The following is a 25,855-nucleotide window of genomic DNA, read 5'->3' as shown; positions in this document are numbered from 1 at the left end:
TGCCCTCATTTTTATCCTCCCCTTGGGGGAGGGTTAGGGAGGGGATTATTTTTTCTTGGGTAAGGGTGCGAGGAACATCGTCATACGTTTTCCTTCGAGTTTAGGCATTTGTTCTACTTTGCCATAGTCTTCGAGGTCGGTGGCGAGGCGCAAGAGGAGAATTTCCCCTTGGTCTTTATAGATGATAGAACGACCTTTGAAGAATACGTAGGCTTTTACTTTGGAGCCTTCTTTGAGGAACTTCTCGCCGTGTTTCTTCTTAAACTCATAGTCGTGGTCATCGGTTTGAGGGCCGAAGCGAATTTCCTTAATTACTACTTTGGTAGCTTTGGCTTTCATCTCTTTCTCACGCTTTTTTTGTTCATAAAGGAATTTCTTATAATCGATTACTTTACAAACAGGAGGCGTGGCGTTTGGTGAAATTTCCACCAAATCGAGTTCTAATTCATTAGCAATTTCTAATGCTTTGCGAGTGGGGTATACGCCTCCTTCGACGTTTTCCCCTACCAAACGCACCTCAGGAACGCGGATATCGCGATTGATACGATGAGGTTGTTTGTCATCTCTGCCCGGTGTGTTACTTTTTTTTATGATGGCTATTTAAATTTAAAATTACTTTCACTATTCTAATTTGCTAATTAGCAAATTGTTTAATTGACTTAGCGACTTCGTCGTTGATGAGTTTAGCAAAGGCTTCTACGCTCATACTTCCTAAATCCTCACCACCGCGTTTGCGCACTGATACGGTGCCTTCTTTCTCTTCATTTTCGCCAACAATGAGCATATACGGGATTTTTTGAGTTTCGGCTTCGCGTATTTTTTTGCCCATAGTTTCAGCACGATTGTCTATCAGGGTGCGAATATCGGAATTTTCTAACAATCTCAAAACTTTTTGAGCATAATTTTCATATTTTTCGCTCAATGATAGTACGATAGCTTGACTCGGGTTGAGCCATAATGGGAAGTTTCCGGCAGTGTGTTCCAATAAAATGGCTACGAAACGCTCCATACTTCCGAAAGGCGCACGGTGAATCATTACAGGGCGGTGCATTTCGTTATCAGCGCCTTTATACCAAAGGTCGAAACGCTCTGGGAGGTTGTAATCTACCTGAATGGTACCCAATTGCCAGCTTCTGCCTAAGGCATCTTTCACCATAAAGTCGAGTTTAGGTCCGTAGAAAGCAGCTTCACCTGTTTCGATTACATAGCTCAAGCCTTTTTCTTTCGCAGCGTTGATGATGGCATTTTCGGCTTTTGCCCAATTCTCATCACTGCCGATGTACTTGGTAGGGTTTTCGGGGTCGCGCAACGATACTTGTGCGGTAAAATTGTCGAATCCAAGAGAACCAAATACATAGAGCACCAAATCGATTACGTGTTTGAACTCGTCGTCTAACTGTTCAGGAGTACAGAAGATGTGCGCATCGTCTTGGGTAAAGCAACGCACACGGGTTAAACCGTGTAACTCGCCACTTTGCTCGTAGCGATATACTGTACCGAACTCGGCAAAACGTTTAGGCAAATCTTTATAACTCCAAGGGTGTGAATTGTATATCTCGCAGTGATGCGGACAGTTCATCGGTTTTAGTAAATATTCCTCACCTTCGTTAGGGGTGGCAATGGGCTGGAAACTATCTTTTCCGTATTTATCCCAGTGACCTGAGGTTACATACAAATTCTTATGACCGATATGCGGAGTAACTACCTGCTCGTAACCGGCTTGTTTTTGGGCTTTGCGCAAGAAGGCTTCGAGGCGTTCGCGCAAGGCAGCTCCTTTAGGTAACCAGAGCGGTAAGCCTTGTCCTACCTTGTTAGAGAAGGTAAAGAGTTCGAGTTCTTTACCGAGCTTACGGTGGTCGCGTTTTTTAGCTTCTTCAAGCAGTTCGAGGTATTCGGTGAGTTCTTTTTGTTTAGGGAATGAGATAGCATACACACGAGTGAGTTGTGGGTTGTGCTCATCACCACGCCAATAAGCCCCAGCAGCGCTGAGTACTTTTACGGCTTTTACAAAGCCTGTGTTAGGGATATGCCCCCCACGACAAAGGTCGGTGAAGGTACTATGGTCGCAGAAGGTGATCGTACCATCTTCGAGGGCTTCGATAAGTTCAGTTTTGTACTCATTTTTGCCTGCGTAGTACGACAAGGCTTCGGCTTTGCTCACAGGGCGCATTTTGAAAGGGTGTTTGCCACGAGCGATTTCCAAGAATTTAGCTTCGATAGCAGAGAAATCTTTTTCGGAAATAGGTTTGCCGTTGAAATCGACATCGTAATAGAAACCATTAGCGATGGCAGGACCTATGGTGAGCTTGATGCCGGGGTAGAGCTCTTCGAGCGCTTGTGCCAAGATGTGCGCTGAGGAGTGCCAGAAAGCTTTTTTACCTTCGGGACTATCCCAAGTGTATAATGTTAAACTACCGTCGGTCGTCAGGGGGGTAACGGTTTCTATGGTTTTGCCATTGAAGCTGGCAGAAAGGACGTTACGCGCCAGTCCCTCACTGATAGAGGCTGCGATTTCGGCGGGAGTAATCCCACTTTGGTACTCTTTTACAGAGCCGTCGGGTAGTGTGATTTTAATCATTTTTTTGTTGTTGAAAATTGGTGTTGTTGTGTTAGAAAGTGCAAAAGTACAAAATAATTAGTAATTGACAATAAATAATGAAGAAAAATATTTAGAAAATGAGGTGAATGCCGATAATACCAGAAATACCAATAATGCCAATAATACCGGAAATACCAGTAATCAACTTTGCCAAAGGTGCGAGCCGCACAGGCAAAAACTTTGGCAAAGTGTATACCGCAAAAGTGATGTATTGGGACAGGTTGGAGGATTCGGAAGGAAACGGAAAAGAACGGAAGAAGAGAAGTAGGATTTTTGATGAAAAAGGGGTGTAAGATGGGTGGGGTTAGCTTATAGAGAGCTTATAGGAAGCTTATACGAATCTTGGACGATTGGTATAGGAAGGGTGTGTAAAAAGTTGATTCATAATATAATACAGCGATGCAAAAAATGGTAAAAACGGGGTTTCGAGGCGAAAGAAAGAGGAAGAGGCACTAGGCCTTAGGCCATAGGCAATAGGGGGAGTGTGACGGAAAAGGAAAAGAAACCTCCCCCTAGCCCCCTCAATGAGGGGGAATTAATGACGAATGACAAGAGACGAATGACGAAGAGAATGTGATGAAAATCTCTCGTGGACTTTCTCAATGAGGGGGAATGTGGCGAGTCATTTATTCGGTAAGCCCCCGAACCCCCGAAGGGGGACAAGCTGTAAAAGGAGACAAACCTCCCCTTTTACACATACTCCGCTCTCGCGATACACATACCCAGCTATTGCTGGCTACCTTCAAAGGGGGAATGTGGCGACGAAAAAAGAGAGGGGTAGCGATAACAAGAGGAAAGCAAGATGAAGGAATGATTTTTGGTTGATAAATTTAACTGATAATTAATGTATTGGTGGGGCTAAGGTGAGATTAAGGATAAAAAAACACGGAAAAAATTTGCAGTTAAAAAAAACTGTTGTACTTTTGCGCCGTCAATCATTGAAACGTTCATCATTTGCGGGTGTGGTGAAATTGGTAGACACGCTAGACTTAGGATCTAGTGCTTCACGGCGTGGGGGTTCGAGTCCCTTCACCCGCACAAGAGCCTTAATTCATCAGTAGTGAATTAAGGCTTTTTTATTTTTATGGTAGGGTAAAGATAAAGGAGATTGGCAAGTGTTAGTATAAAGCCCCCGAGCCCCCGAAGGGGGACAATCTGCAAAAGCGAAAGGGGGAAGGGACACAAAAGTGATTTTGATTTGCTATAAAACAGACAATAACTATGCAGAAAACAACTATCATCAGTATTATTCCTCTGCTCGTATTCGTAGCATTATTTTTAGGTAGTGGGTTGTATTTCGACAACTTCTACTCGCTACCTGCTCCTATTATTGCGCTTTTTTCGGTGGTAGTGGCTTTGCTTATCTACCGAGCTCCTATGAAAGAGAAAATAGGATTGTTCTTTAAAGGGGCGGGTGATAGCAATGTGCTACAAATGTGTATGATTGCACTTTTGGCTGGGGCATTCGCTTCGGTGGCTAATGCTTTGGGAAGTACGCATAGTATTGTGAATATGGGTATGTATTACATCTCGCCAGAGTATTTTCCGGTAGGGATTTTTATCATTGCATCGTTTCTTTCATTTGCTACGGGCACTTCGGTGGGTACTATTATGACGCTTTCGCCGATAGTGTTTGACCTTGCCACCCAAAGCCAATCGAACACGGCACTCATAGGCGCATCACTGCTATCGGGGGCGATGTTTGGGGATAACTTATCTCTTATTTCGGACACGACGATTGCCGCCACACAGTCGGTTGGATGTCAGATGAACGAAAAGATGAAGGCGAATGCTAAAGTTGCGATACCAATGGCAATTCTGGCAGTTATCATACTGCTGTTGATAGGAAATCCTGACGCCGAAAATCACCTTCACAATCAGTTGTATAGCGATTTTAACGCTGTGCTTATTTTGCCTTATGTGGCAGTGGTGGTAATTGCGCTTTTTGGGGTAAACGTATTTGTGTCGCTTTTCTTAGGGATTCTTATCTCGGGGGTGATAGGGTTTGCGTACGGCAAGTTTCATTTCTTGCAATTTGCTACTGATATTCACAAAGGTTTTATGGGAATGGCTGATACCTTCTTCTTATACTTTATCATAGGAGGATTGGCGTTTTTGGTAGAGCATTTTGGCGGGATTCGGTTTTTGATGAACCTCATTACTCAGCGCATCAAAAGTGGCTCGTCGGCTCTTTTAGGGATGGGCTTTTTGGTGACAGTAGCCGACGTGTGCGTGGCGAATAACACGGTGGCTATTCTCATCGCTTCGAAGACGAGCAAAACGATTGCTGAACAGTTTAAAATACCGTTGCGTAGTGTGGCATCGGTATTGGATATCTTCTCTTGTTATGCCCAGGGGCTTATCCCGTATGGAGCGCAGGTAATTGCCCTATACAAATTTGCCGACACGATAGATTACCCCCAGCTGGTGATGTATGCTATTTACTTACATTTACTGCTGATAGGCACTTTGGGGTATATTTATGTGGGTAAAAAGTAATAAAAAAGTTGTTTTTACACAGCATTAACAGTGATGTCTTCTACTTTATAAGTGTTTGTATTCTATTAAACTACATAAGTTTATCATAACAGACTATAAAATTATTGTAAAATAATTGCAAAAAAATTTGCAGTTATCAAAATATTGTTTTAATTTTACGGCGAATTTAATTGACTTACCTAAAAGCCAATCTTTTGACTTTTCCGTAGCCAGAATACCAAACCTTATGAACGACCCACTATTGCTACCATACCTCCCTGTTATTCAGGGAAGGCATCAGCACTTTATAGATACACTTCGTAGAGTGCAAGGGGACGCTAAGTGCCTGGCTGATGCTTGTAATTCGCACCTCTACTACGGTCTGCACCGTACTCATACAGAATGGGTGCTACGCGAGTGGGCTCCAAATGCAACGGCTATCTTTCTTCTTTGTGATAGCAACGACTGGCAAAAAAACAAACACTATTCTTTCACTAAACTAAACGACCAAGACTGGGAATTGCGTGTTCCTGCTAATATCCTCCGCCACGAAATGCTCTACAAACTACTTGTGGAATGGGAAGGAGGCAGTGGCGAACGCCTCCCCTCACATACTATCCGCGCCGTGCAGGACGATTATACCAAGGTGTTTTCCGCCCAAGTGTGGTGTCCGGAGCACCCCTACCCTTGGCAACACCCACGCCCCAAAGCTACCCCGCACCCTCTTATCTACGAAGCACATATAGGGATGAGTACCGAACACCAGCGCGTGAGTACTTTTATAGAGTTCCGCCTCTATGTACTACCCCGCATCGCTGCTTTGGGCTACAACACAATCCAACTGATGGCAATACAAGAGCACCCTTACTACGGTTCTTTTGGCTATCAGGTAGCTAACTTCTTTGCGGTGAGTTCACGCTTTGGTACGCCCGAAGAACTCAAAGAACTCATCGATGCTGCCCACGGCTTGGGTATACGTGTACTACTTGATATTGTACACTCGCATTCGGTAAGCAACGAGGCAGAAGGGCTCAGCCTCTTCGACGGTACCGACTATCTTTACTTCCACCGCGGTGAGCGTGGTAAACACCCTGCTTGGGACTCCCGCTGTTTTGACTATGGTAAGCCCCAAGTACTGAATTTTTTACTTTCTAACTGTAAGTATTGGTTAGAAGAATATCACTTCGACGGTTTCCGCTTCGACGGCGTTACCAGTATGATTTATTACGATCACGGTTTGGGCAAAGCCTTTACCAATTATAGTTTCTATTATGATGGCAATGAGGACGACGACGCTTTGGTGTATCTCACTATGGCTAACCAACTTATTCACGAGCTCTACCCCGAAGCGCTGACCATTGCCGAAGAGATGAGCGGATTGCCCGGTCTTGCTTCGCCTATTGCTGAAAAAGGCGTAGGCTTTGATTACAAGCTGAGTATGGGTATTCCCGATTATTGGATTAAGCTCCTCAAAGAAGTACCCGATGAACAGTGGCACGTAGGCAATATCTATTACGAATTGACTAACAAACGCGCCGAAGAACGCACTATTAGTTATGCCGAAAGCCACGACCAAGCCTTGGTGGGTGATAAAACGATATTTTTCTGGCTCACCGATAAGGAAGTGTATACGGGTATGAGCGTGTTCGACCACAGTCTCATCATCGACCGTGCAATGGCTTTGCACAAGATGATACGTTTGGTAACTCTGGGTACCGCAGGTGGGGGATACCTCAACTTTATGGGCAACGAATGGGGACACCCTGAGTGGATAGACTTTCCGCGTGCTGGTAACAACTGGAGTTATGCGCACGCACGCAGGCTATGGAGTTTAGTAGACGACTCTAACCTGAAGTTTAAATACCTCAACGCTTTTGATAGCGCGATGATACACTTTGCCACCGAGAGCAAATTCCTAGACCGAGAACCCCATATATTGGTGCGCGACATCGAGCGACAGCTACTCATATTCGAGCGCAGTGGGTACTTATTTGTTTTCAGTTTTAACCCCACCACCTCCTACACCGATTATCAGTTTGATGTGCCAGCAGGCAAGTACACAACGGTACTGAATACTGATAACCCTGCTTTTGGAGGGGATAACCGCATTGATGAGAGCGTAGAGCATTTTACGCAGTACACCGGCAAGGAGAATTTGCTGTCGTTGTATATACCCGCAAGAATTGGCTTTATATTGAAATTAGCAAACTAACGATTTTAAAAGCCTCGCACGGATTTCACGAATCTCACAGATTTATATGTATAAGAGTTCTTATATTTTGTATGTCTTTTCCACTGATTACTCACCTTCGGTGAGAGATAGCACAGACTAAAGCACCCTAGTGAAGGTGAAAAAAAACCAACAATAAATAAGATAGAAAATGATAGTAGAAGAAGAGCTTAGTTATAAAGTAAGAGGAGCTATTTATGAAGTGTATAACCAATTAGGTACAGGTTTATTAGAAAGTGTTTATGCTACCGCTTTAAAATACGAACTAGAAAATAAAGGTTTGAAAGTACTTTCAGAAGTACCTATTCCTATTGTTTATAAAGGAGTTATGTTAAAAACTGCTTTTAGATTAGATTTATTGGTAGAGGATAAGATTATTTTAGAGTTAAAATCAGTAGAGGAGATAAAACCTATATACAAGAAACAACTGTTAACCTATTTAAAACTTACTCATAAAAAAGTAGGATTTTTAGTAAATTTCAATGAAGTAGACATTAATAAAGGTATTGTTAGATTGGTAGCATAGCTGAATTAGGTAATCTGTGAAAATCTCAGCAACTTGTTGCTGTAATCCGTAGCACAAATAAACATTATAAAAAGAAATATCCGTGAAGAAATCTGTGAGATTCGTGAAATCTGTGTGAGATATTCCAGCAAAGCTGGCAAAGTATATACTACAACCTAAATTGTAAATTATTAATCGTAAATTGTTAATTGAAATATGAGTTATTTATCATTCAAAAAAGACCAACTTATTAATCTTGAATACTCTCTGGATAGAGAGTTTCTCGGTACGAACCGAGGGGGAGGCTACTGCTCCTCTACTCTCGTATTTTGCAATACCCGTAAATACCACGGGCTACTAGTAGTGCCTATTGAAAAGTTCAGAGGCAAAAACTACGTGATGCTCTCCTCCTTAGATGAAAGTATCATTCAGCACGGACGCGATTTCAATTTCGGCGTTCATAAATACGAAGGTACCTATGAACCGCGCGGGCATAAGTATATCGTAGATATTTCCTACGAAAAAGCATTTACCGTTACTTACCAAGTAGGTGGCGTACTGCTGAAAAAAGAAATCTTGATGATGCACAATGCTCCCCAAGTATTGATACGCTATACGCTACTAGAAGCCCATTCGGCTACCCTTTTGCGCCTAAACCCTCTCTTGGCTTTCCGCGATATCCATTCGCTTAGCAAGCAAAACCCCGTAGCCAATACCCAAGCTGAAGCAATAGGCGGTGGCGTGCGTGTAAAACTATACCCAGAGTTTCCTTATCTCTATATGCAACTCAGCAAATCCGCTAATTTTGGTGGTGGAGCTTATTGGAACAACAACATCTATTACACCAAGGAAAAAGAACGCGGGTATGACTACCAAGAAGACCTCCTCAGCGTAGGAGCTTTCGAAGTGAGCCTCAAAAAAGGAGAAAGTATCGTCTTTTCAGCCAGCTTAGAGGAAGCTAATCCTAAAAACCTCGCTAAGGATTTTACCAAGTACCTCAAAGAGCGCGCCGACCGCAATTCGTTTGAAGAATGCTTGCAATACGCCGCTTCTCAGTTTATTATTCACAAGGCAGGCGAAACCCGCATCAAAGCAGGTTATCACTGGTTCGACAGCAATATGCGCGACACTTTTATCGCCTTGCCAGGTATTGCTTTATCGGGCAGTACAGCCAAGATATTTGAAGACGTGCTCACCTCTACTCAAAAGTACTTCTACGAAGGGCTTTTTGCTAAGGAAATCAGTACGCACAATATACACCCTGAGTATGATGCCGACACCTCTCTGTGGTTCTTCTGGACACTTCAACAGTATGAAAAGGAAACTATTAAAAGTAAGAAACAACTTTGGAAGGAGTATGGCGATACAATCAAAAGTATCTTAAACGCCTACAAACAAGGCACTCATAAGAATATCCGTATGGAAGCTAACGGGCTCATCTGGAGTGATGACCTTACACGTCCGCTTACGTGGTTTGATGCGCAAAGCGATTACGGTGCCATCGTGCCACGCAATGGTTATGTAGTAGAAGTGAATGCCCTCTGGTATAATGCCGTGTGTTACGCCCTTGTCTTAGCAGAAGAGGCAAAAGACAAGGCTTTCTTAGGCGAGTGGTTTACGCTACCTGAAACCATCGAAAAGAGCTTTGTAGAGACTTTTTGGATAGACGACAAGAAATACCTTGCCGACTATGCCAACCGCACGAATAAAAACGTAGATGTACGACCCAATCAGCTCATTGTTTGCGCTCTCGACTATGCTCCCATAAACGAGAAGACTAAGAAGAAAGTGTTGGACATTGTCACCCAAGAGTTGCTCACCCCTCGCGGGTTGCGCAGTTTATCTCCTCAAAACCCTCGTTATGAAGGCGTGAGTGTAGGTAATGTATATGTGCGCGACAAAGCCACCTTCAACGGGTCGGCACACCCTTGGTTTATTGGGTTCTATATAGAGGCTTATCTGAAAATCTTTGGAGCACAGTACCTGCCAGAAGCGCAAGCTATCTTAGAAAATTTTGAAGAAGAGCTCAACGAACACGGCGTATGTACTATATCGGATATTTACGACGGCAATCCACCATTCCACTCACGCGGTTGTATTGCCAAAGCTAAGAATGTAGCTGAGATATTACGTGCTCAATGGCTGTTGAGACAAATGCCTGCAACACTTTGAGAAAGTTATTTTAATATGATAAGAAATATCTTAATATTATTGATATGTATCTTGTGCTGTTCTTGCCTTAGTAAAGAAAGTGATTACACCAATAATGGAGTTAAAGAAGTACAAAAAGTGACACTTACAATTACAGGAGAGATAGGAGAAGCCTTTAGTTGGCCTGAAGTGAAATTCGAATGTTTTAAAGCACTAATAGGTAATAAAGAACTTTGTTTTGGCAACAACCAAATAAAAGGTATTACCCTTGAAAAAGGTTATAAATATCAGTTGAAAGTCAAGAGAATCATCTATGACTACCCTATTCAAGATGGTAACCTGCCCGATGATTATGAGTTAATCAGCATCATCTCAAAACAAAAATTAGAATAACACTCTTCTTGCTCCCCGCGTGGGAGGGGATTGGGGAAGGAATAAATAAAAGCATATGAAGAAAGCAAGAGTATTAATGTTTGGATGGGAATTTCCCCCTCATATTAGTGGGGGATTAGGAACAGCCTGCTTGGGTATAGCCCAAGGATTGGCTAAAAACGGCGTAAAAGTGCTGTTTGTGATGCCAAAAGCCTCCGGTGATGAGGACGGCAATGTGGCTAAGATTATCAACGCTAGCGATGTAGAGATGTTGCAAAACGCTGAAAAGATTGAAGATTTCTGGAAACACATCAATTTTATGGAGATAGGTTCGAACCTCGTGCCTTACCTGGATCCCGAAACCTTTGCCCGCGAACGCGACCAGTACCTCAAAGAAGGCGAACACCGCGAGCGCATTTCGTATCATAACAAATTTCAGTTTTCGGGCAAATACGGTGCAAATCTGATGGAAGAGGTCTACCGCTATGCCTTAGTAGCGGGTACGGTTGCCCAACGCTATGAGTTCGACGTGATTCACGCCCACGACTGGCTTACCTATAGCGCGGGTATCATCGCCAAAAAGATTTCCGGCAAACCCCTTATCGTACACGTGCACGCTACCGAATACGACCGTGGGGGCGAGTATAACCGCAACACATTGGTCTACGACATCGAAAAACGCGGTATGGAAGCTGCCGATAGAGTAGTAACCGTGAGCAACTGGACGCGCAATATCGTCATTGAAAAATATGGTATCCCTGCCGAGAAGGTGATTACTGTGCACAATGCAGTAGACTTTAAAGCCGAAACTGATGCCAAAGAAGAACGCGGTATTAAGGATAAAATCGTTACTTTCTTAGGGCGTATCACCTTGCAAAAAGGTCCTGAATATTTCGTTGAGGCAGCTGCAAAAGTGATGAAACGTATGCCTAACGTACGCTTTGTAATGGCAGGTAGTGGCGAGAAGATGAACCCCTTAGTGCGCCGTGTTGCACAATTGGGATTGGGCACCCGCTTCCACTTCACGGGTTTCCTCAGGGGTAACGACGTACAGCGTATGTTCCAATACAGCGATGTGTATGTAATGCCCTCAGTATCCGAGCCTTTTGGGATTTCTCCTTTGGAAGCAATGCGCTCAGGAGTACCTACTATCATCTCCAAACAATCGGGGGTGTCTGAGGTACTGAACCACGCTATCAAAGTAGACTATTGGGATATCAACGCTCTTGCCGATGCTATTTATGGCATTTTGGCTTACCCCACCCTCGCTCACTATATGCAACGTGAAGGGTATGATGAGGTAAACCAACTGAAATGGGAAAAAGCTTCCTTGAAACTCAAAAACATTTACGAATCTTTAATATAAAATAACCAACGATGAAAAAGTCAATTTGTATCTATTTCCAAATCCATCACCCCGAACGTCTTAGAAAGTATCAATTCTTCGACATCGGCAAAAAACATAATTACTTCGATAATTACGCCAATCGCTCTGAGCTTGAAGATTTGGCTGAGCATTGCTATCTACCTGCTAACGCCTTGCTCTTGGAGCTTATCAATAAATACAAAGGCAAGTTCAAAGTAGCTTTTTCTATCACAGGAAGTGCTATCGACCAGCTCGAAATGCACACTCCTGAGGTGATACGCTCTTTCCAAGAACTCGCCCAAACCGGTAGTGTAGAGTTTTTGGCAGAAACTTATTCCCACTCTTTGGCTTCGCTTTCCGATGATACCGATGAGTTCGAACAACAAGTAAAACGACATACTACGGCTATCAAACAGCTCTTTGGTAAGAAGCCTGTAACTTTTCGCAACACCTCTCTCATCTATTCCGATACCATAGGCGAACGCGTCGCAAAACTCGGTTTCAAGACGATGCTCACCGATGGAGCTAAGCACGTATTGGGTTGGAAGAGTCCAAACTTTGTCTATAAAAACGCTATCGACGAAAACCTCAACCTTTTGCTCAAAAACAGCAAACTCAGTGATGATATCGCCATACGCTTTTCCGATAGAAATTGGAGTGAATACCCTCTCACTTCCGAAAAGTATATCAGTTGGGTGAAAAACAGCTTGCAAGATAGCGAGGTGCTCAACCTCTTTATGAACTATGAGGTAATAGGCTATTACAACAACGCCCAAAGCGGTATTTTCGACTTCTTGCGCTATTTCATCGTCTATATGATGGAAGACGATAACTATGAGTTCCTATTGCCTAAGGAAGTAGCCAAAAAGCACCCTGCTAAAGATGTCTTGCCTGTGCCCTACCCTATTTCGTGGACAGACGAAGAGCGCGATACCACCTCTTGGTTGGGTAACGAGTTGCAAAAAGAAGCCTTCCGAGAGCTCTTTAAGATACAACCAGAAGTAAGAAAGAAAAAGAACGCCGACCTCATAGACGATTATACTCGTCTGCAAGCCAGTGAGCACTTCTATTTTATGCGCACTAAGCTCTTTTCAGGTGCCGACTACCACAAGTACCGCTTACCTTACGATTCGCCCTACGAAGCCTTCATCAACTATATGAACGTGCTCAGCGATTTCATCGAAAGATGCAAACCACACGAGCAAGAAGAGGTGCAAACCACACAAGTAACAAAGAAAAAGAGCCAGACAAGGAAAAAGTGAAAAGTCACTTTTGAGTCCCCTTCTCCCCCTATTTAAGAGAAGTCAGCCAGCTGGCGTAGCTGAGTATGCGAAAGGAGGGAGAGGTTATCCTCTTTTGAGAAACGCTATCCCTTGAAACCTATGCCCTATGGCGTGTTTCCTAAGGAGTAAAAGAAAGTTTAATAATAATTTAAAAGCAGACAAGATGAAAAATGTAAAAACAAGGAAAGACAATTTCTTTGAAGAGATTGTCGTTGAAGAACTGAAAGAACTGTCTGGAACCAACAAAGTTGCCGAGACGAACCCCGACGAGATGCCCACAGGACATCTAAGTAGCGAAGAGTTTCTCTACACCACTCCTTTTAACGAGAAAAACTCACAGCTCGCCAAGAATACCGACAACGACTTAGTAGAAAACATTATTTACACTCCTTAAATAAAAAGCCCCTCGCGTGAGCGAGGGGCTTTTTTGCTTTTTTTCAAATTTGCTATTTTGCTATTTTGTACTACCTTTGCAAAAAAAGAAGAATACAATGCGTTTTTTGAGTTATATCATAGCTTTTTTCACTCACCCCATCTGGTTCCCTATCTACGGAGCTATGGTGGTGCTTTTTAATATACCTTTCCCTCTCCCTGTAGAGCAAATGAAGTTTACGTGGCTATTATTACTAATAGTTACCATTGCTATCCCTACACTTACCTACCTCATCTTGTTTGTAGTAGGCTGGTTGCAGAACCCTTTTATCATTCCATTAGAAAAACAAAAATGGCTTTTGTACGGCTATATAGCAATGCTCTTAGGGGTAGCTTTCGGCATCACCCCCATCGACCCCTATCCTATCCTCTACTTCTATGTGATGAACTTAGCTATCAGCTGTTTTATAATTTTGTTTTTACATTTTCTGCGATTGCAAGTCAATATGTTTGCTATGGGAATGGGGGCGCTTACTACCTTCTCAGTATTGCTCAGTATTGCCGTAGAAAAAGATATGACCTACATAATAGCCTTTTTCTTATTCCTCAGCGGAGCCTGTATTTCAGCACAAGCTTACCTCAACCAGAAGTCCTTATGGCTAATGTTTTTAAGTTGGCTCATTGGGGTTTTACCACAGCTCTCGCTACTGTTATTGTTCAGAAATCTAATTTTCGCAATGTAGCAAATTAGCCATTCAAGCCTTTGAACAAATTATTCCTATTATTCATTGCCTAACAATTACCTAAGTAACACCATTTGCCCCCTTAATAATTTACATATTATTCAAGGATTCCCACCTCACTGCTCCCCATTTACTAATTTTCTAATTTGCTAATTCTCTAATTTTTCTTCCCCTTTCCCGTCATACTCCCCCTAGTGCCTATGGCCTAAGGCCTAGCGCCTCTTCCTTTTTCTTTCGCCTCGAAACCCCGTTTTTACCATTTTTAGCGCTGTTGTATTATAATGTTAATCAACCACTTATATACCCTTTCTATACCAATCGTCCAAGATTCGTATAAGCTTCCTATAAGCTCTCTATAAGCTGACCCCACCCTCCTTACACTCTTTTTTCGTCAAAAACTCTCCCTCCACCCTTCCGAATCTCTCCGCTTCCTTTCGAATCCCTCAACGCTTCCCCCATTTGCTAATTTTTCCTCGCCTGCCGTGCTACGACTGCCTGTGCGGCTCGCACCTTTGCCAAAGTTAATTATCAATATTTCTGGCATTATTGGCATTATTGGTATTTACCCCATTTTCTAATTCTCTCATTTCCTAATTTACTAATTTCCCCGCTTGTCGCTTTTCCGTCACTATATTTCCCCCTTTGAAGGTATCCAGCGACAGCTGGGTATGTGCCCCGCGAGAGCGGAATATGTAACAAGAGAATGTTTCTTTTCAAACAAGTAACCCTATTTGTGGCTTGTCCCCCTTCGGGGGTTCGGGGCCTTATTCTAACACAATAATCTTTTTTATCCACATTTCCGGCATCATTGCACTAATTTGGCATTATTTTCGTATACTTTCTCTTAGAAACACAAAAACTATATTCCAAAATGAAAAACATATCTTATTTTTTATTGTTATGCCTCGCCCTACTCACAGGAGCTTGTGGCAACCGAAACGCTTATAAACCCGTTGATCGTGGAAGCAGTACCACCGAATACCCATATGAAAGCTCTTCCACCGAATACCGAGAGGAAAATAGCGGTGAATTAGCCGAGATAGCCGTAGTTGGCTACGGCGAAAAGAGCGCTAAGAGAAAATCCTCTAAAATAACAGGCGATGTTAGCAGAAGTGACGAAAGTACGATGTCAGCTAAAATGTCAGTAGCAAAAGATGTAGCAACCAGCAAACCAGCCAAACGCACTGAACCTAAGCACCGCAAACATCGTCCCGAAAGCGACCCCCAACCTCAGTCCGGCTTGGTAACTGCCGGTGAATGGAATGACCTCAATAGTTGGGATTTTTACCAAAAAACGATCAATAAAAATGAATTTGCTTCTTTCCCCGAACATTGGCAAATGTACACCAATCACCGTATAGCGGTACTTGTAACCGCTAATGGCAAGCCTGCTGTGAATGCTACCGTATCGCTCTATCGCAACAATACCCTGCTATGGACAGCTAAAACCGATAACACGGGTAAAGCTGAACTGTGGGTGAGTGCCTTCCAAAAAGAAAAAGAGCTTAACACCGAGCATTTGCGCCTAAAAGTAAACGACCAGTGGGTGAGCACAGAAAAAGCAATTACCGAAAGCACTCTTAACCGTATTGCGCTTAAAAATGAAGTAAAAAAAGCGTCAAACGAAGTACAAATTGCCTTTATGGTAGATGCTACGGGCTCAATGAGCGATGAGTTAGAGTTCCTAAAAATGGACTTAAAAAACGTAATCAGTAAGGTAGAAGAAGGAAATAAAAACCTCAAAATAAGCACCGCTACGGTCTTTTATCGCGACGAAGGCGATGAGTATGTAGTCAAACATTCCGATTTTACTAAGGATATCAATAAAACCATTCAGTTTATTAATAGCCAAAAAGCTGATGGTGGTGGCGACTTCCCCGAAGCAGTACACACAGCCCTCAATCAGCTCAACAAACTCCAATGGGACGGCGAGGCACGCACACGTATTGCCTTTTTAGTACTCGATGCTCCTCCACATCACGAAGATAAGATACTCAAAAGCGTACAAGCATCAGTTAAAACCGCTGCCGAGAAAGGTATCAAACTCATTCCTATCGTAGCCAGTGGTATCGATAAGCCCACCGAGTTCTTAATGCGTTTTATGGCAATATATACCAATGGTACCTATGTCTTTATCACCGACGACAGCGGTATAGGTAACGCCCATTTAGAACCCAGTGTAGGGGAGTATCAAGTCGAAAAACTCAGCGACTTAATGATTCGCCTTATCAAAAAGTATACTGAATGATCTGGCTCACTTTTTGCTACACAAGTCTCAGCTTTTTAACTTTTAATTTTTTACTCAAATGAAGGCACTTCCCCTATTAGCACTATTTCCGCTATCACTCATAGCCCAAAACCCTATTCCTACTGGCTCTTACAATGCTAGCTCTCTTGGTAATGCTTTGGAGCTTAGGATAGGTAATAACAACACTTACGAATTGGTAGGCGCTTCGGGCAACTATACCTTAAAGGACAAAAAAATAGAGTTCTCTTCCGATGCGTCGTCTTTCTTGGTTGAGAAGAAACAGAGCAATAGCCCTCAGTTGCAAATTACCTTTAAAATAGGAACGGGACTCTTTGGCGACCCACATTTCTTATATGTAGGCTACGAAAACAACAAAGGTGAAGTGGAATATGTGTGTGTACATAACAAAATCACTTCATTGGAAAATGTAGAAAAAACAAAAGACAGCAATGGAGTTGGTTATTACGTATTAGAAAGTTTTGAAGTGCCACGTACTGAAAACCTTTACTTAGTGAATGCCCATTCAGTAGCATTCAACAATAAATCTAAAGAAGTAATTATTGAGAAATATCCTATCGGAAAGACAACCAATGGCGTGGAAGTAGAATTTTTAGGAACCAATAATATGCTTAATTTAAAAGGCACTTACAACCCCGATAAAGGAACGATTTCTCTTACCGAAGGTGATTCCGATAACGCAATTCTGTTCAGTAACAAGGCAAGTACTCCTAATCCAGCAAAAGTAACCCGTAGCAATAAGGAAAATGTAAAGAATTGGAAATATCTTATCGCTTTCGAGGAAGAACAGGATATCCCTGAATATAATCCTGAACAAAGAGCTAAGCAGAAAAACCAAACAGATATATCACTACCCAAGAACTTGAAAGCAGCCCTTGTTTCAGCCGATAAATATAGCCGTTTGGTAATAGTCTTCCAACAACCCGATAACAAAGAGGCTCAACAACAATTCGCTACTCTTTTTGCCAAATATAAAGAAGAAGGAGGTAGTAACGGCTATCCGTATGAACTCTATTTGGCAACTACCAAAGATATGAAAACCCTCAAAGCCAAAGGCGTACCTACAGGTAACCAAATGGCAGTGCTTGACGTAGCCGGTGATCTGCTCTACAATCAGCCCTCTACTATCGAAGAGGTTGCCAATGACGAAATAGTAACAAGTGATGCTTACGGACAGCAGTTCGGTACGATAGCAATGGCTCGTGCGCTCGACAAAGCGTTGGGTAATCCTAAACTTTCTGTAAAAGACCTACAAGCTATTTTTACCACTTTCCTCAAAAAAGACAGTCAGCGTGTGTATTTGTTAGCTAAAAATCGTCCCGTGCAAAAAACAGGCGACTCTAATGAGGAAGAAGCCTTCGACTATATAGCGCAAGAGCAAGAAGATTACTTCTCCGACCTTAAAAACCCCAAAGGCATCTACCAAATGCAACTTACCCCCGAGCAAGTAACTACCCAATGGCAACGCATCGTAAACGCTCATAAAAACGATAGCAAACTCGATACCGAATATGCTTTTTTGCTCGCTCTTAATAGTAACGATAGCGATTATTATTACCGAATTTTCAATGCCGAAAAACCTACTTCCCCTGCTGATGTAGATGCTATCGCTTATTTGGTGAAGTTCAGCGAGGAAATAAAAGCTCATAACGAAAAACTCATTCCTAAAAACGATGACTATACAGACTATCAACAACGCTTAGAGAAAGGCGTAATAGAAGCTAACTATGGACATTTCAGCACTCTTCTCGACCGCCTTGTATTCAACGACAAAACTCTTTTTGAACCTGTAAAAACAGTTTATATCGAAGGCGTCAAAAAGAACGTACTTACCGCTGATGATTACATCGATTTTCTCTATGAAAATAACGTAGAAGAAGCCAGCGCTTATTTCGGCGAATACTATAAAAGCCTATTGAAGAGAGATAGTAACCTCATTGCAGCACTCGATAAGGCTTTTTCCGAAAGCGATGAAGAAAACAGTTGGAAGTATTACAAAATGCGCTTTGCTAACCGCGCTAATAACATCGCTTGGAAAGTGTACGAAGAACATAAGCACGACCCCGCTAAATTAGCAGAACCCTATCAGTGGGCAAGCTCAGCAGTACAGTTAGAACCTGAGAATCCTTATTACTTAGATACCCTCGCTCACCTCTTGTACACACGCGGTGAAAAACAAGAAGCTATTAAACTCGAAGAAAAAGCCGTAAAACTCCTTTCAAAAACTAATGATGAATTTGAATCCCAACGCCAGGAGGTAAAAGCTAATCTCGAAAAGATGAAACGAGGAGAGATGTAGAGCCTCATTTTCTCATTCCCTTATTTGCTCATTTGCTAATTACGTCTTATCTTTGCACTCTCTAATAGCAAGCAATTCAAAAAAATTTATCTACAATGAAAAAATTGTACGTTTTATGCATCTTGCTCATCGCTTTTGCGTGCAAGAAAGACAATGATGAAACGCTCCCACTGAGCGCTGAAAAAGACATTCTTTCGTTTGTCTTTACCGTAGAGGGTAACACTTATAGTGGTACTATCAGCAATACCACTATCACCGCCCAATTACCTGAAGACACCGATGTCGCCACCCTTACTCCTACCATCACGGTTTCTAAGGGCGCAACCGTAAGCCCTAATACAGGGGTAGCTCAAAACTTCTCTAAGGAAGTAACCTACACTGTAACCGCCGAAAACAAAAGTACTAAAACCTACAAAGTACTGGTTACCACCGAAAAGACCGAACAACCGCAAGTCCCAATAGAAATTGGGCACGTTCCTAATGAATATACGGTAAACAAAGCAGGAGGCGAGGTGATTTTCTTCGAGGTAAATACATTACCCGTCAAAAAAGAGCAAATAAAAGTAAAGCTCCTTAAATACAGAAGCGCGCTCTCTTACGACCTCAAAGTACAAAAGATAGACAAAAAAGAAAGACGTGTATATGTGGTCTTGCCCGCAACGTATAAAAACGGTCAATACCGCTTTAAAGCAACCTTCGACAAAGAAGAAGTGGAAAGTGGTGTTTTTACCTTAGATAGTAGTGAGATTGTTTTAGATGTTTTAGATATTAATCTTTTTGAAGGTCCTGTACAAACATTAGCAACTACCAACTTGCAAATCTTTAAAGTGCTAGTATACGCTAATACTGAAGCCTTAAAGAAATACACCTATTACCTACGTAAAAACGGACAAGATTACCAGCTTACAGTTGGAGAAATATCTGGTTATAACCTCGAATTTAAGATGTTCAATACTCCTGCGGGAGCTTTCAGCGGAGGTAATGACTTTAAGTTTGTAGTAAAAGGGGGTGTTAAAGAGCAAGTGCTTCCTTTTGTAAACAGCGACGGACAAGCGATAAACATAGTGCCTACCTATGCCCCAGTAATCAAATCTCTTTCTACAACTACCCTAAAAACAGGTGATGAATTAACCATAACAGGAGAAAACTTTACCTATATGAGCGTAGGTTTTAATACTAATTACAGATATTGCGAGTTACTTTTAATTAAAAACGGAGAAACAAAAGCAACTTTAAGTACTTATAATCACCGAGGTACCACCGCAACCTTTAAAATAGATAATAATGTAGAGTCAGGTACTTATAAGGTAGTGTTATCCTCCCAAATACAATTGAAATCAGAGGTTTTTGGTCAAGAGATTACTATTCAAAAAGTTGTTCCTGAAATTCCTCCACGCTTGAAAGTTAAAGGTACTGCTGAGCTTATAGACAAAGACGCCTCTTTCTTTGCTAAACAAATTAATATTTTCTTTAATGAAGAAATAGGTAATGCTTCTATAAAAGCTATTGTATTTCCTAATCTGAAAATAGAAAATATGACTAGATATCCAGCAGCAGTAAGTACACGTAGACTATCTGATAGTGAATACGACTATTTATTAAAAGACCTGCCCAAAGGCTATGTACTCATAGAAGAAAACGGCAAAGAATATAAAGCAGAATTCTCTTTGAGAAAAGTCTGAAGTCAATAAGTCCGTATATAGCTTAACAGAAAATAAAAAGACTTTGCCAAGGGGTTAATAGCCTGTCGTGCTGACCCTTTGGCAAAGTCTTTTTTAGTAATCTAAAAGCGTTTGTTCTACTAACAACTACTTAGCAGTAATTTCGTACCCTTTATCTTTAAAAGCTCTTACCAACTGCTGGATATGGTCGGTACCGTTGGTCTCTACCGTAATAAGCACTTCTTTATCGCGGAAACGTGAGAGGTTCTTAAACTGGTTGTGGGCGAGTTTAACTACATTAGCTCCCACTTCTGCAATAATTTGAGTAATCTTAGCGAGTTCACCAGGGCGGTCAGGAATGCTTACCGAGAAGTTGAAAATACGGTCTCTGCTCACCAATCCCTTGCCTATCATCGAAGATATCATTAGCACATCTATATTGCCCCCACTTACTACAGGCACAACGTTCTTACCGCGGTCGGTGAGTTTTTTGAGTGCCGCCAAAGGTAATACGCCTGAGTTCTCAGCGATAAGCTTGTGCTTTTCTGCCAATAGCAAGAAAACTTCCGTAAGTTCATAGTCATCTACGGTCACCACCTCGTCTACATACTTCTTGATAAAGTCAAAATTTAGCTCTCCTATCCGTTTTACAGCAGTGCCATCAGCAATGGTATTGGCTTCGGGTAGGCTAACAAGCTTATTTTTCTTGAGCGCTTCGGTTGCCGAAGCAGCTCCTGAGGGTTCTACACCTACAATCTTAATATCGGGTTTGAGCTGTTTAGCAGCGCAAGCAATCCCCGAGATAAGTCCACCACCGCCTATAGGCACAACTATCACATCGGTGTTAGGCAGTTCTTCCAATATCTCTAAGGCGATAGTACCTTGTCCTTCCACCACATCAGGGTCGTTGAAAGGGTGTACAAACACGTAGCCTTCTTTCTCTTCCAGCTCTTTCGCTTTTTGGTAAGCATCGTCGTATACATCGCCGTAGAGCACTACTTCAGCACCGTACTTTTTGGTAGATTGCACTTTGATAAGAGGCGTAGTTTTAGGCATTACAATCACGGCTTTGATACCCAATTCACGTGCTGCGTAGGCAACGCCTTGTGCGTGGTTTCCTGCTGAAGAAGCAATAACTCCTCGTTTTTTCTCCTCTTCGGTAAGTTTAAGTATTTTGTTATAAGCGCCACGAATCTTAAAAGCTCCTGTCTTTTGAAGGTTTTCAGGCTTAATGTAGATTTTGTTGCCAGATTCTTCTGTGAAGAGCGGACTATAAATAAGGTGTGTAGGGAGGAGCACACTTTTGAGGTGCTCACGTGCTGTGGTAAAGTTCATAATTAATTTATCAATTAGTCAATTAGCAAAATAAGTCAATTGTATTATTAGGGACAAATATATGAAATAGTTTTCAATTCACAATTACAAATGAAAAAATAACCAGTAGGAAGTGATGTACAAATTTAAAACTTATACGCTATACCTGAGGAAGTACTAAAAAAGTAAAACTTCGCTTTGCTGAGGTCTAAAAACTCCTTATTGTTATGCTCCGACACGTTAAACACGCTCATAGAAAACCGATGATCAAGAGTGAAAATCCAATGCTTACGCTCAAAGAGAATGCCTGCCCCTATATGCCACATCAGCAAGCTCTTCTTAAAACGACGGGTATCAGCAAACGAAATATCATAAGAGCTATCCAAACTAACCTCGCGCATCAAATAAAATTTAGGTGAAAAACCTGTTTGTACAAAACCTCTAATAGGTCGCTTGCCTTCATATTGTAACAAAAAAGGCATATCAAAATGCACAAAACGGTAGCCCGAATGAAAAGAACTACCTTGATATTTACCGTCAAAATCTACTTCGGCAATACTAAACATTCCTTCAATTTGGAATGTTAATCTTTCTTGTAGAGGAATCCTAATAAAACCTCCCGCATTTAAGTAATTTCTAAATTTACCAAAGCTTACAGATGAAGATGGTACATTTGGGGTAACAGGACGCATACTTTGTACCATAGTAAAAGGATAGGAAAAGCGTACTCCTATAGCCACTTGTGAAAAACCTATCGAAGTGATACTTAAAAAAGCAATAACAGTCAAAAAGCGTTTCATATAGTTTTGGATAAAAATTACAGAATTTAAAAATACCTAATAAATATCTAAGTCAAATACATCAATATAATCTTAATCTTTATATATGATATACCCCCCTCAATTATTATTTATTGTGCTTTCGGATATATCTTATCAGAAAAAGCACTCCAGAAAGTAGCTCTTTTGTATTGATCTACCGAGCCTTTAGGTACGTATATCTTTTCTATACGAGTAGCCCTAAACGGGTTATTCACTAAGGCAGGAGGGTTTACAGCATTAATCGTTACTGTTTTAAGCTGTTGGCAATACCAAAAAGCATCATACCCTATAGTCTTCAGTGTTGCAGGCAAGACAACACTCTTCATCTCCGTACACCCCGAAATTCCCACAGTTTCTATATCAGTGATTCCTGTATTTTCTAAGTTAATTTCTTTTAGATAATTCCACCCAATAGCACCAAACCCTAACTTTTCTACTTTATTGAAGTGTAATTCTTCGAGATTATAAGACATTGACAATACGCTATAGGGCAGTCTTTTTACATTAGGAAGGGAGAGTTTTCTAATTTTTGTTTTGAAGAAAGCTTTATCGCCAAAAACTACTGTAGCGTTGGTATTGAAGGTAACGGTACCACTAAGGCTAGCTTCTTCAAAAGCACTCTCTTCTATCTCCTTCAAGTTATTCGGAAAAGTAATCGATTGGAGGTTCTGATGTTCTTTAAAAGCCTCTTTCCCGATAGTGTTCACGTTTCTGAGCTTCTCATCAGCTTGCATATCAAGTACCGTAGTATTCGCGTTTTTCCATTTTATGAGTGTACGCCCATCAGCGCTGAGCTCATAATCAGCGGTAGAGTTACCGTTGTTGTCATCATCACTCTTCCGACAGCCCACCAAAGCAATCCCTATAAGAGCTAATAATAAAACCTTTCTCATTTTTAAATTTTCTAATTTTCTCATTCTTTAATTTAATTAATTGCCTGTATTTTCTCCGCAAAATCTTTCCAGCCTGCCGCTTTTTTGTATTGTTCTACCGAACCCTTAGGCACATAAATAGTAGGTATCACACTTTTATCATTAGTGCCAAAAATACTGTTAATATGTAAGGCAGGTGGGTTTACTGCTTTAATAGTAAGCTTTTTCAGCACTATGCATTGCCAAAAAGCATCTGATTCTATTCTAGTAAGCGTCTCGGGTAAAGTAACCTCTTTTAGCTTCCACATCCCCACAAAAGTGCCGTGCCCTATTTCAGTAAGCCCCGTCCCCTCAAAGGTAAGCGAGGCAGCATTGCAATCTCTCAGCGCAAAAATATCTAATTTCTTTACTTTGTTAAAAGTAACCTCTTTTAAATCCCTACAAACTGAAAAAGCGTTGTTGCTTAACACGCTCATATTGGGGAGCGCTATTTTTTTCAGATGAGTGTGGTAGAAGCACTTTTCGCCAAAATCAACGGTAGCTTTCGTGTTAAAGACAACCTCACCGCTGAGGTTTGCATCCTCAAAAGCACTTTTTTCTATCTCCTTCAAGTTATTCGGAAATGTAATCGACTGTAAGTTCTGATGTTCTTTAAAAGCCTCTTTCCCGATAGTATTCACATTTCTGAGCTTCTCATCAGCTTGCATATCAAGCACCGTAGTGTTCGCATTTTTCCATTTGATAAGCGTACGCCCATCAGCGCTGAGCTCATAATCAGCGGTAGAGTTACCATTGCTGTCATCATCACTCTTCCGACAGCTCACCAAAGCAACCACCACCAAAGCTAATAATAAAACTTTTCTCATTGTATAATTATTTTTTATCGTATTTATCAATTTTTGTAAGCTACTAATTTTCTCATTTTCAATTTTACTAATCCACTAATTTCTCATCTGCTCGTCGCACAATAATCTCACATTACCTTCACTTTTTCCGTCTCCATCTTCCCTCTTTTTTGTCGCGAGCTTTTAGCTCGTGCTCTCCCTTGCTAATTTTCTAATTTGTTAATTCTCTAATTACCCCTTCTCCTTTCCGTCATACTCCCCCTAGTGCCTATGGCCTAAGGCCTATCACCTATTCCTCTTTCTTTCGCCTCGAAACCCCGTTTTTACCATTTTTAGCCTTGTTGTATTATATTATGAGTCAATCACTTATATACCCTTTCTATACCAATCGTCCAAGATTCGTATAAGCTTCCTATAAGCTCTCTATAAGCTAAGACCACCCTCCTTACACCTTTTTTTCATCAAAACTTCTCTCAGCTCACTTCCGTTCTTTTCCGACATCTTTCGAAAGCTCCTAACAGTCTCAGCATATCACTTTTTCATCTCAAACTTTGGCAAAGTTGATTGTCGGTAGGTATTATTAACATTTACTCCACTAATCTGTTAATTTCCTCATTCTCTAATTCTCTCATTTTCTCATTTCCTCATTCTCTCATTTCTCCCCCGCCTGTGTGGCTCACACCGCCCGTCGTGCTACGACTGCCTGTGCGGCTCGCACCTAATTATTTTGGTATTAACTGAATCTTATCAACTAAATTTTTCCAATTGTTATCTCCTTTGTATATATCCAATAAATCCTTAGGTCTTCTGGGGATATAAAAAGTAGGAAACTTAGTTTTAGCTATCCCAGAAAAAGGATCTCCCTCTAAATACGGCGGGTAAAGTGCAAGAATAGTAACATTCTCTAACGAAGTACAGTTCGCAAACGATTTATCTCCTATCGTCTTTAAGTTCATAGTTACCGAAAGGATTGCCTTTTTCAAAAGTTTACAGTTAGCAAAAGCCTCTTTCCCTATATGAGTAACTCCCGCATCTGTTAAATCTACTAATTCAAGAGTTCCACAAGACGAAAAAGCCCCATCGCCTATAATACCCGTTCTTTTAAAAGTAACTTCTTTTAAGTTTCTACATTCAGCAAAAATCCGGTTAGATAACGCTTTAGTATTGGGGAGCAACACTTTTCTAATATTCGAACGATAAAAAACCCTCTCGCCAAAAACAACGTCTGAATAAGAGTTGAAGTTTACGCCATCACTGAGGTTCGTTCCTGAAAAGGCATCAGAACCTATTTCTTTTAAATTGTCCGAAAAAGTAATCGCTCTTAAACTTTTAAGGTCTTTAAAAGCATTTTCGGCAATAGTGTTTACTTTCCGCAAATTGCTATCCCCTTGCATATCAATAGAAATAGTACTACTATTAGTCCATTTTATTAAGGTAAGACCATCGGCACTGAGAGTGTAGTCATTAGGCGATACGTTTACCTCGTTACCGTTGTCATCGTTCTTACGACAACTCACCAAAGCAATAGCCACAAAGGCCAAAAAGAAGATTTTTCTCATTGTAAAATCATTTTTATGATGTTAAAGACGCCACAAAAGTACTAAATAAAGACCAATTAGCAACGAAATATTCACAAAAAAAATACCGACTATCTTTATAGCCGGTATCTGTATGTTTT

At 41.4% G+C, this 25,855-nt stretch carries 21 protein-coding genes and 1 tRNA gene; 15 read left to right on the top strand and 7 right to left on the bottom strand.

The features are described from left to right. Positions 1–45: 45 nt before the first annotated feature. Positions 46–543: a translation initiation factor IF-3 gene (infC, locus tag ACSQ7D_RS07685; RefSeq protein ID WP_106096058.1), complete on the bottom strand. Its 498-nt coding sequence runs from the start codon at positions 541–543 to the stop codon at positions 46–48. Positions 544–634: 91 nt separating this feature from the next. Then, positions 635–2,578: a threonine--tRNA ligase gene (thrS, locus tag ACSQ7D_RS07680; RefSeq protein WP_437135830.1), complete on the bottom strand. Its 1,944-nt coding sequence runs from the start codon at positions 2,576–2,578 to the stop codon at positions 635–637. 134 nt (positions 2,579–2,712) lie between these two features. Between thrS and ACSQ7D_RS07675 the strand changes: the two genes are divergently transcribed. The 15 genes from ACSQ7D_RS07675 (at position 2,713) to ACSQ7D_RS07605 (ending at position 20,346) form a co-directional block, all read left to right on the top strand. After that, positions 2,713–2,892 carry a hypothetical protein gene (locus ACSQ7D_RS07675; RefSeq protein WP_437135829.1) on the top strand — a complete coding sequence of 60 codons (180 nt, stop codon included), beginning with the start codon at positions 2,713–2,715 and terminating at the stop codon, positions 2,890–2,892. Between the two features lie 319 nt (positions 2,893–3,211). Further along, positions 3,212–3,424, top strand: a complete 213-nt coding sequence (locus tag ACSQ7D_RS07670) for a phosphinothricin acetyltransferase (protein WP_437135828.1) — start codon at positions 3,212–3,214, stop codon at positions 3,422–3,424. 131 nt (positions 3,425–3,555) lie between these two features. Beyond that, positions 3,556–3,637 (top strand) — tRNA-Leu (locus tag ACSQ7D_RS07665). A gap of 183 nt (positions 3,638–3,820) precedes the next feature. Continuing rightward, a complete protein-coding gene (locus ACSQ7D_RS07660) occupies positions 3,821–5,098 on the top strand; it encodes a Na+/H+ antiporter NhaC family protein (protein ID WP_437135827.1) in 1,278 nt (425 codons plus the stop codon). 226 nt (positions 5,099–5,324) lie between these two features. Beyond that, positions 5,325–7,289, top strand: a complete 1,965-nt coding sequence (locus ACSQ7D_RS07655) for an alpha-amylase family glycosyl hydrolase (protein ID WP_437135826.1) — start codon at positions 5,325–5,327, stop codon at positions 7,287–7,289. Positions 7,290–7,458: 169 nt separating this feature from the next. Next, on the top strand, positions 7,459–7,833 hold the full coding sequence (locus tag ACSQ7D_RS07650) for a GxxExxY protein (protein WP_009421412.1): 375 nt from the start codon (positions 7,459–7,461) through the stop codon (positions 7,831–7,833). Positions 7,834–8,028: 195 nt separating this feature from the next. After that, positions 8,029–9,984 (top strand): glycogen debranching enzyme N-terminal domain-containing protein, encoded by a 1,956-nt coding sequence (locus ACSQ7D_RS07645; RefSeq protein WP_437135825.1) that lies wholly within the window; start codon positions 8,029–8,031, stop codon positions 9,982–9,984. A gap of 15 nt (positions 9,985–9,999) precedes the next feature. Further along, positions 10,000–10,356 (top strand): DUF4377 domain-containing protein, encoded by a 357-nt coding sequence (locus tag ACSQ7D_RS07640; RefSeq protein WP_308766836.1) that lies wholly within the window; start codon positions 10,000–10,002, stop codon positions 10,354–10,356. A gap of 55 nt (positions 10,357–10,411) precedes the next feature. Then, a complete protein-coding gene (locus ACSQ7D_RS07635) occupies positions 10,412–11,701 on the top strand; it encodes a glycosyltransferase family 4 protein (RefSeq protein ID WP_437135824.1) in 1,290 nt (429 codons plus the stop codon). Between the two features lie 11 nt (positions 11,702–11,712). Further along, positions 11,713–12,963, top strand: a complete 1,251-nt coding sequence (locus tag ACSQ7D_RS07630; protein WP_437135823.1) for a glycoside hydrolase family 57 protein — start codon at positions 11,713–11,715, stop codon at positions 12,961–12,963. Positions 12,964–13,147: 184 nt separating this feature from the next. Beyond that, entirely contained in the window at positions 13,148–13,378 is a 231-nt protein-coding gene (locus ACSQ7D_RS07625) for a hypothetical protein (RefSeq protein ID WP_009421486.1), read from the top strand. A gap of 97 nt (positions 13,379–13,475) precedes the next feature. After that, a complete protein-coding gene (locus ACSQ7D_RS07620; protein WP_437135822.1) occupies positions 13,476–14,099 on the top strand; it encodes a hypothetical protein in 624 nt (207 codons plus the stop codon). A gap of 871 nt (positions 14,100–14,970) precedes the next feature. Next, positions 14,971–16,347: a hypothetical protein gene (locus ACSQ7D_RS07615; protein ID WP_437135821.1), complete on the top strand. Its 1,377-nt coding sequence runs from the start codon at positions 14,971–14,973 to the stop codon at positions 16,345–16,347. Between the two features lie 58 nt (positions 16,348–16,405). Beyond that, positions 16,406–18,664, top strand: a complete 2,259-nt coding sequence (locus tag ACSQ7D_RS07610; protein WP_437135820.1) for a hypothetical protein — start codon at positions 16,406–16,408, stop codon at positions 18,662–18,664. A 95-nt stretch (positions 18,665–18,759) separates the two neighbouring features. Further along, on the top strand, positions 18,760–20,346 hold the full coding sequence (locus ACSQ7D_RS07605) for a DUF5018 domain-containing protein (RefSeq protein ID WP_437135819.1): 1,587 nt from the start codon (positions 18,760–18,762) through the stop codon (positions 20,344–20,346). A 126-nt stretch (positions 20,347–20,472) separates the two neighbouring features. On the opposite strand, the gene ilvA is transcribed toward ACSQ7D_RS07605, so the two are convergent. From ilvA to ACSQ7D_RS07580, 5 genes are all read right to left on the bottom strand, one after another. Then, positions 20,473–21,660: a threonine ammonia-lyase gene (gene ilvA / locus ACSQ7D_RS07600; RefSeq protein WP_437135818.1), complete on the bottom strand. Its 1,188-nt coding sequence runs from the start codon at positions 21,658–21,660 to the stop codon at positions 20,473–20,475. 125 nt (positions 21,661–21,785) lie between these two features. After that, positions 21,786–22,439, bottom strand: coding sequence for a porin family protein (locus tag ACSQ7D_RS07595; RefSeq protein WP_066431119.1), 654 nt, complete (start codon positions 22,437–22,439; stop codon positions 21,786–21,788). Positions 22,440–22,549: 110 nt separating this feature from the next. Continuing rightward, the gene (locus tag ACSQ7D_RS07590; protein ID WP_437135817.1) at positions 22,550–23,377 is read right to left on the bottom strand and encodes a leucine-rich repeat domain-containing protein; all 828 of its coding nucleotides are present in this window, start codon (positions 23,375–23,377) and stop codon (positions 22,550–22,552) included. Positions 23,378–23,385: 8 nt separating this feature from the next. After that, positions 23,386–24,198: a leucine-rich repeat domain-containing protein gene (locus ACSQ7D_RS07585; RefSeq protein WP_437135816.1), complete on the bottom strand. Its 813-nt coding sequence runs from the start codon at positions 24,196–24,198 to the stop codon at positions 23,386–23,388. A gap of 701 nt (positions 24,199–24,899) precedes the next feature. Next, positions 24,900–25,736, bottom strand: a complete 837-nt coding sequence (locus ACSQ7D_RS07580) for a leucine-rich repeat domain-containing protein (protein WP_437135815.1) — start codon at positions 25,734–25,736, stop codon at positions 24,900–24,902. Positions 25,737–25,855 lie beyond the last annotated feature (119 nt).

The sequence above is a fragment of the Capnocytophaga sp. G1920 genome (assembly GCF_051417515.1).
The sequence above is the reverse complement of the archived record's forward strand: the minus strand, read 5'-3'. Positions and strand labels throughout refer to the sequence as shown.

What these genes read in the sequence shown, in the direction of transcription:
- thrS (WP_437135830.1), bottom strand. Translation starts at nt 2,578, where the DNA reads ATGATTAAAATCACACTACCCGACGGCTCTGTAAAAGAGTACCAAAGT.
- ACSQ7D_RS07675 (WP_437135829.1), top strand. Translation starts at nt 2,713, where the DNA reads ATGCCAATAATACCGGAAATACCAGTAATCAACTTTGCCAAAGGTGCG.
- ACSQ7D_RS07670 (WP_437135828.1), top strand. Translation starts at nt 3,212, where the DNA reads ATGTGGCGAGTCATTTATTCGGTAAGCCCCCGAACCCCCGAAGGGGGA.
- ACSQ7D_RS07660 (WP_437135827.1), top strand. Translation starts at nt 3,821, where the DNA reads ATGCAGAAAACAACTATCATCAGTATTATTCCTCTGCTCGTATTCGTA.
- ACSQ7D_RS07655 (WP_437135826.1), top strand. Translation starts at nt 5,325, where the DNA reads ATGAACGACCCACTATTGCTACCATACCTCCCTGTTATTCAGGGAAGG.
- ACSQ7D_RS07650 (WP_009421412.1), top strand. Translation starts at nt 7,459, where the DNA reads ATGATAGTAGAAGAAGAGCTTAGTTATAAAGTAAGAGGAGCTATTTAT.
- ACSQ7D_RS07645 (WP_437135825.1), top strand. Translation starts at nt 8,029, where the DNA reads ATGAGTTATTTATCATTCAAAAAAGACCAACTTATTAATCTTGAATAC.
- ACSQ7D_RS07640 (WP_308766836.1), top strand. Translation starts at nt 10,000, where the DNA reads ATGATAAGAAATATCTTAATATTATTGATATGTATCTTGTGCTGTTCT.
- ACSQ7D_RS07635 (WP_437135824.1), top strand. Translation starts at nt 10,412, where the DNA reads ATGAAGAAAGCAAGAGTATTAATGTTTGGATGGGAATTTCCCCCTCAT.
- ACSQ7D_RS07630 (WP_437135823.1), top strand. Translation starts at nt 11,713, where the DNA reads ATGAAAAAGTCAATTTGTATCTATTTCCAAATCCATCACCCCGAACGT.
- ACSQ7D_RS07625 (WP_009421486.1), top strand. Translation starts at nt 13,148, where the DNA reads ATGAAAAATGTAAAAACAAGGAAAGACAATTTCTTTGAAGAGATTGTC.
- ACSQ7D_RS07620 (WP_437135822.1), top strand. Translation starts at nt 13,476, where the DNA reads ATGCGTTTTTTGAGTTATATCATAGCTTTTTTCACTCACCCCATCTGG.
- ACSQ7D_RS07615 (WP_437135821.1), top strand. Translation starts at nt 14,971, where the DNA reads ATGAAAAACATATCTTATTTTTTATTGTTATGCCTCGCCCTACTCACA.
- ACSQ7D_RS07610 (WP_437135820.1), top strand. Translation starts at nt 16,406, where the DNA reads ATGAAGGCACTTCCCCTATTAGCACTATTTCCGCTATCACTCATAGCC.
- ACSQ7D_RS07605 (WP_437135819.1), top strand. Translation starts at nt 18,760, where the DNA reads ATGAAAAAATTGTACGTTTTATGCATCTTGCTCATCGCTTTTGCGTGC.
- ilvA (WP_437135818.1), bottom strand. Translation starts at nt 21,660, where the DNA reads ATGAACTTTACCACAGCACGTGAGCACCTCAAAAGTGTGCTCCTCCCT.
- ACSQ7D_RS07595 (WP_066431119.1), bottom strand. Translation starts at nt 22,439, where the DNA reads ATGAAACGCTTTTTGACTGTTATTGCTTTTTTAAGTATCACTTCGATA.
- ACSQ7D_RS07590 (WP_437135817.1), bottom strand. Translation starts at nt 23,377, where the DNA reads ATGAGAAAATTAGAAAATTTAAAAATGAGAAAGGTTTTATTATTAGCT.
- ACSQ7D_RS07585 (WP_437135816.1), bottom strand. Translation starts at nt 24,198, where the DNA reads ATGAGAAAAGTTTTATTATTAGCTTTGGTGGTGGTTGCTTTGGTGAGC.
- ACSQ7D_RS07580 (WP_437135815.1), bottom strand. Translation starts at nt 25,736, where the DNA reads ATGAGAAAAATCTTCTTTTTGGCCTTTGTGGCTATTGCTTTGGTGAGT.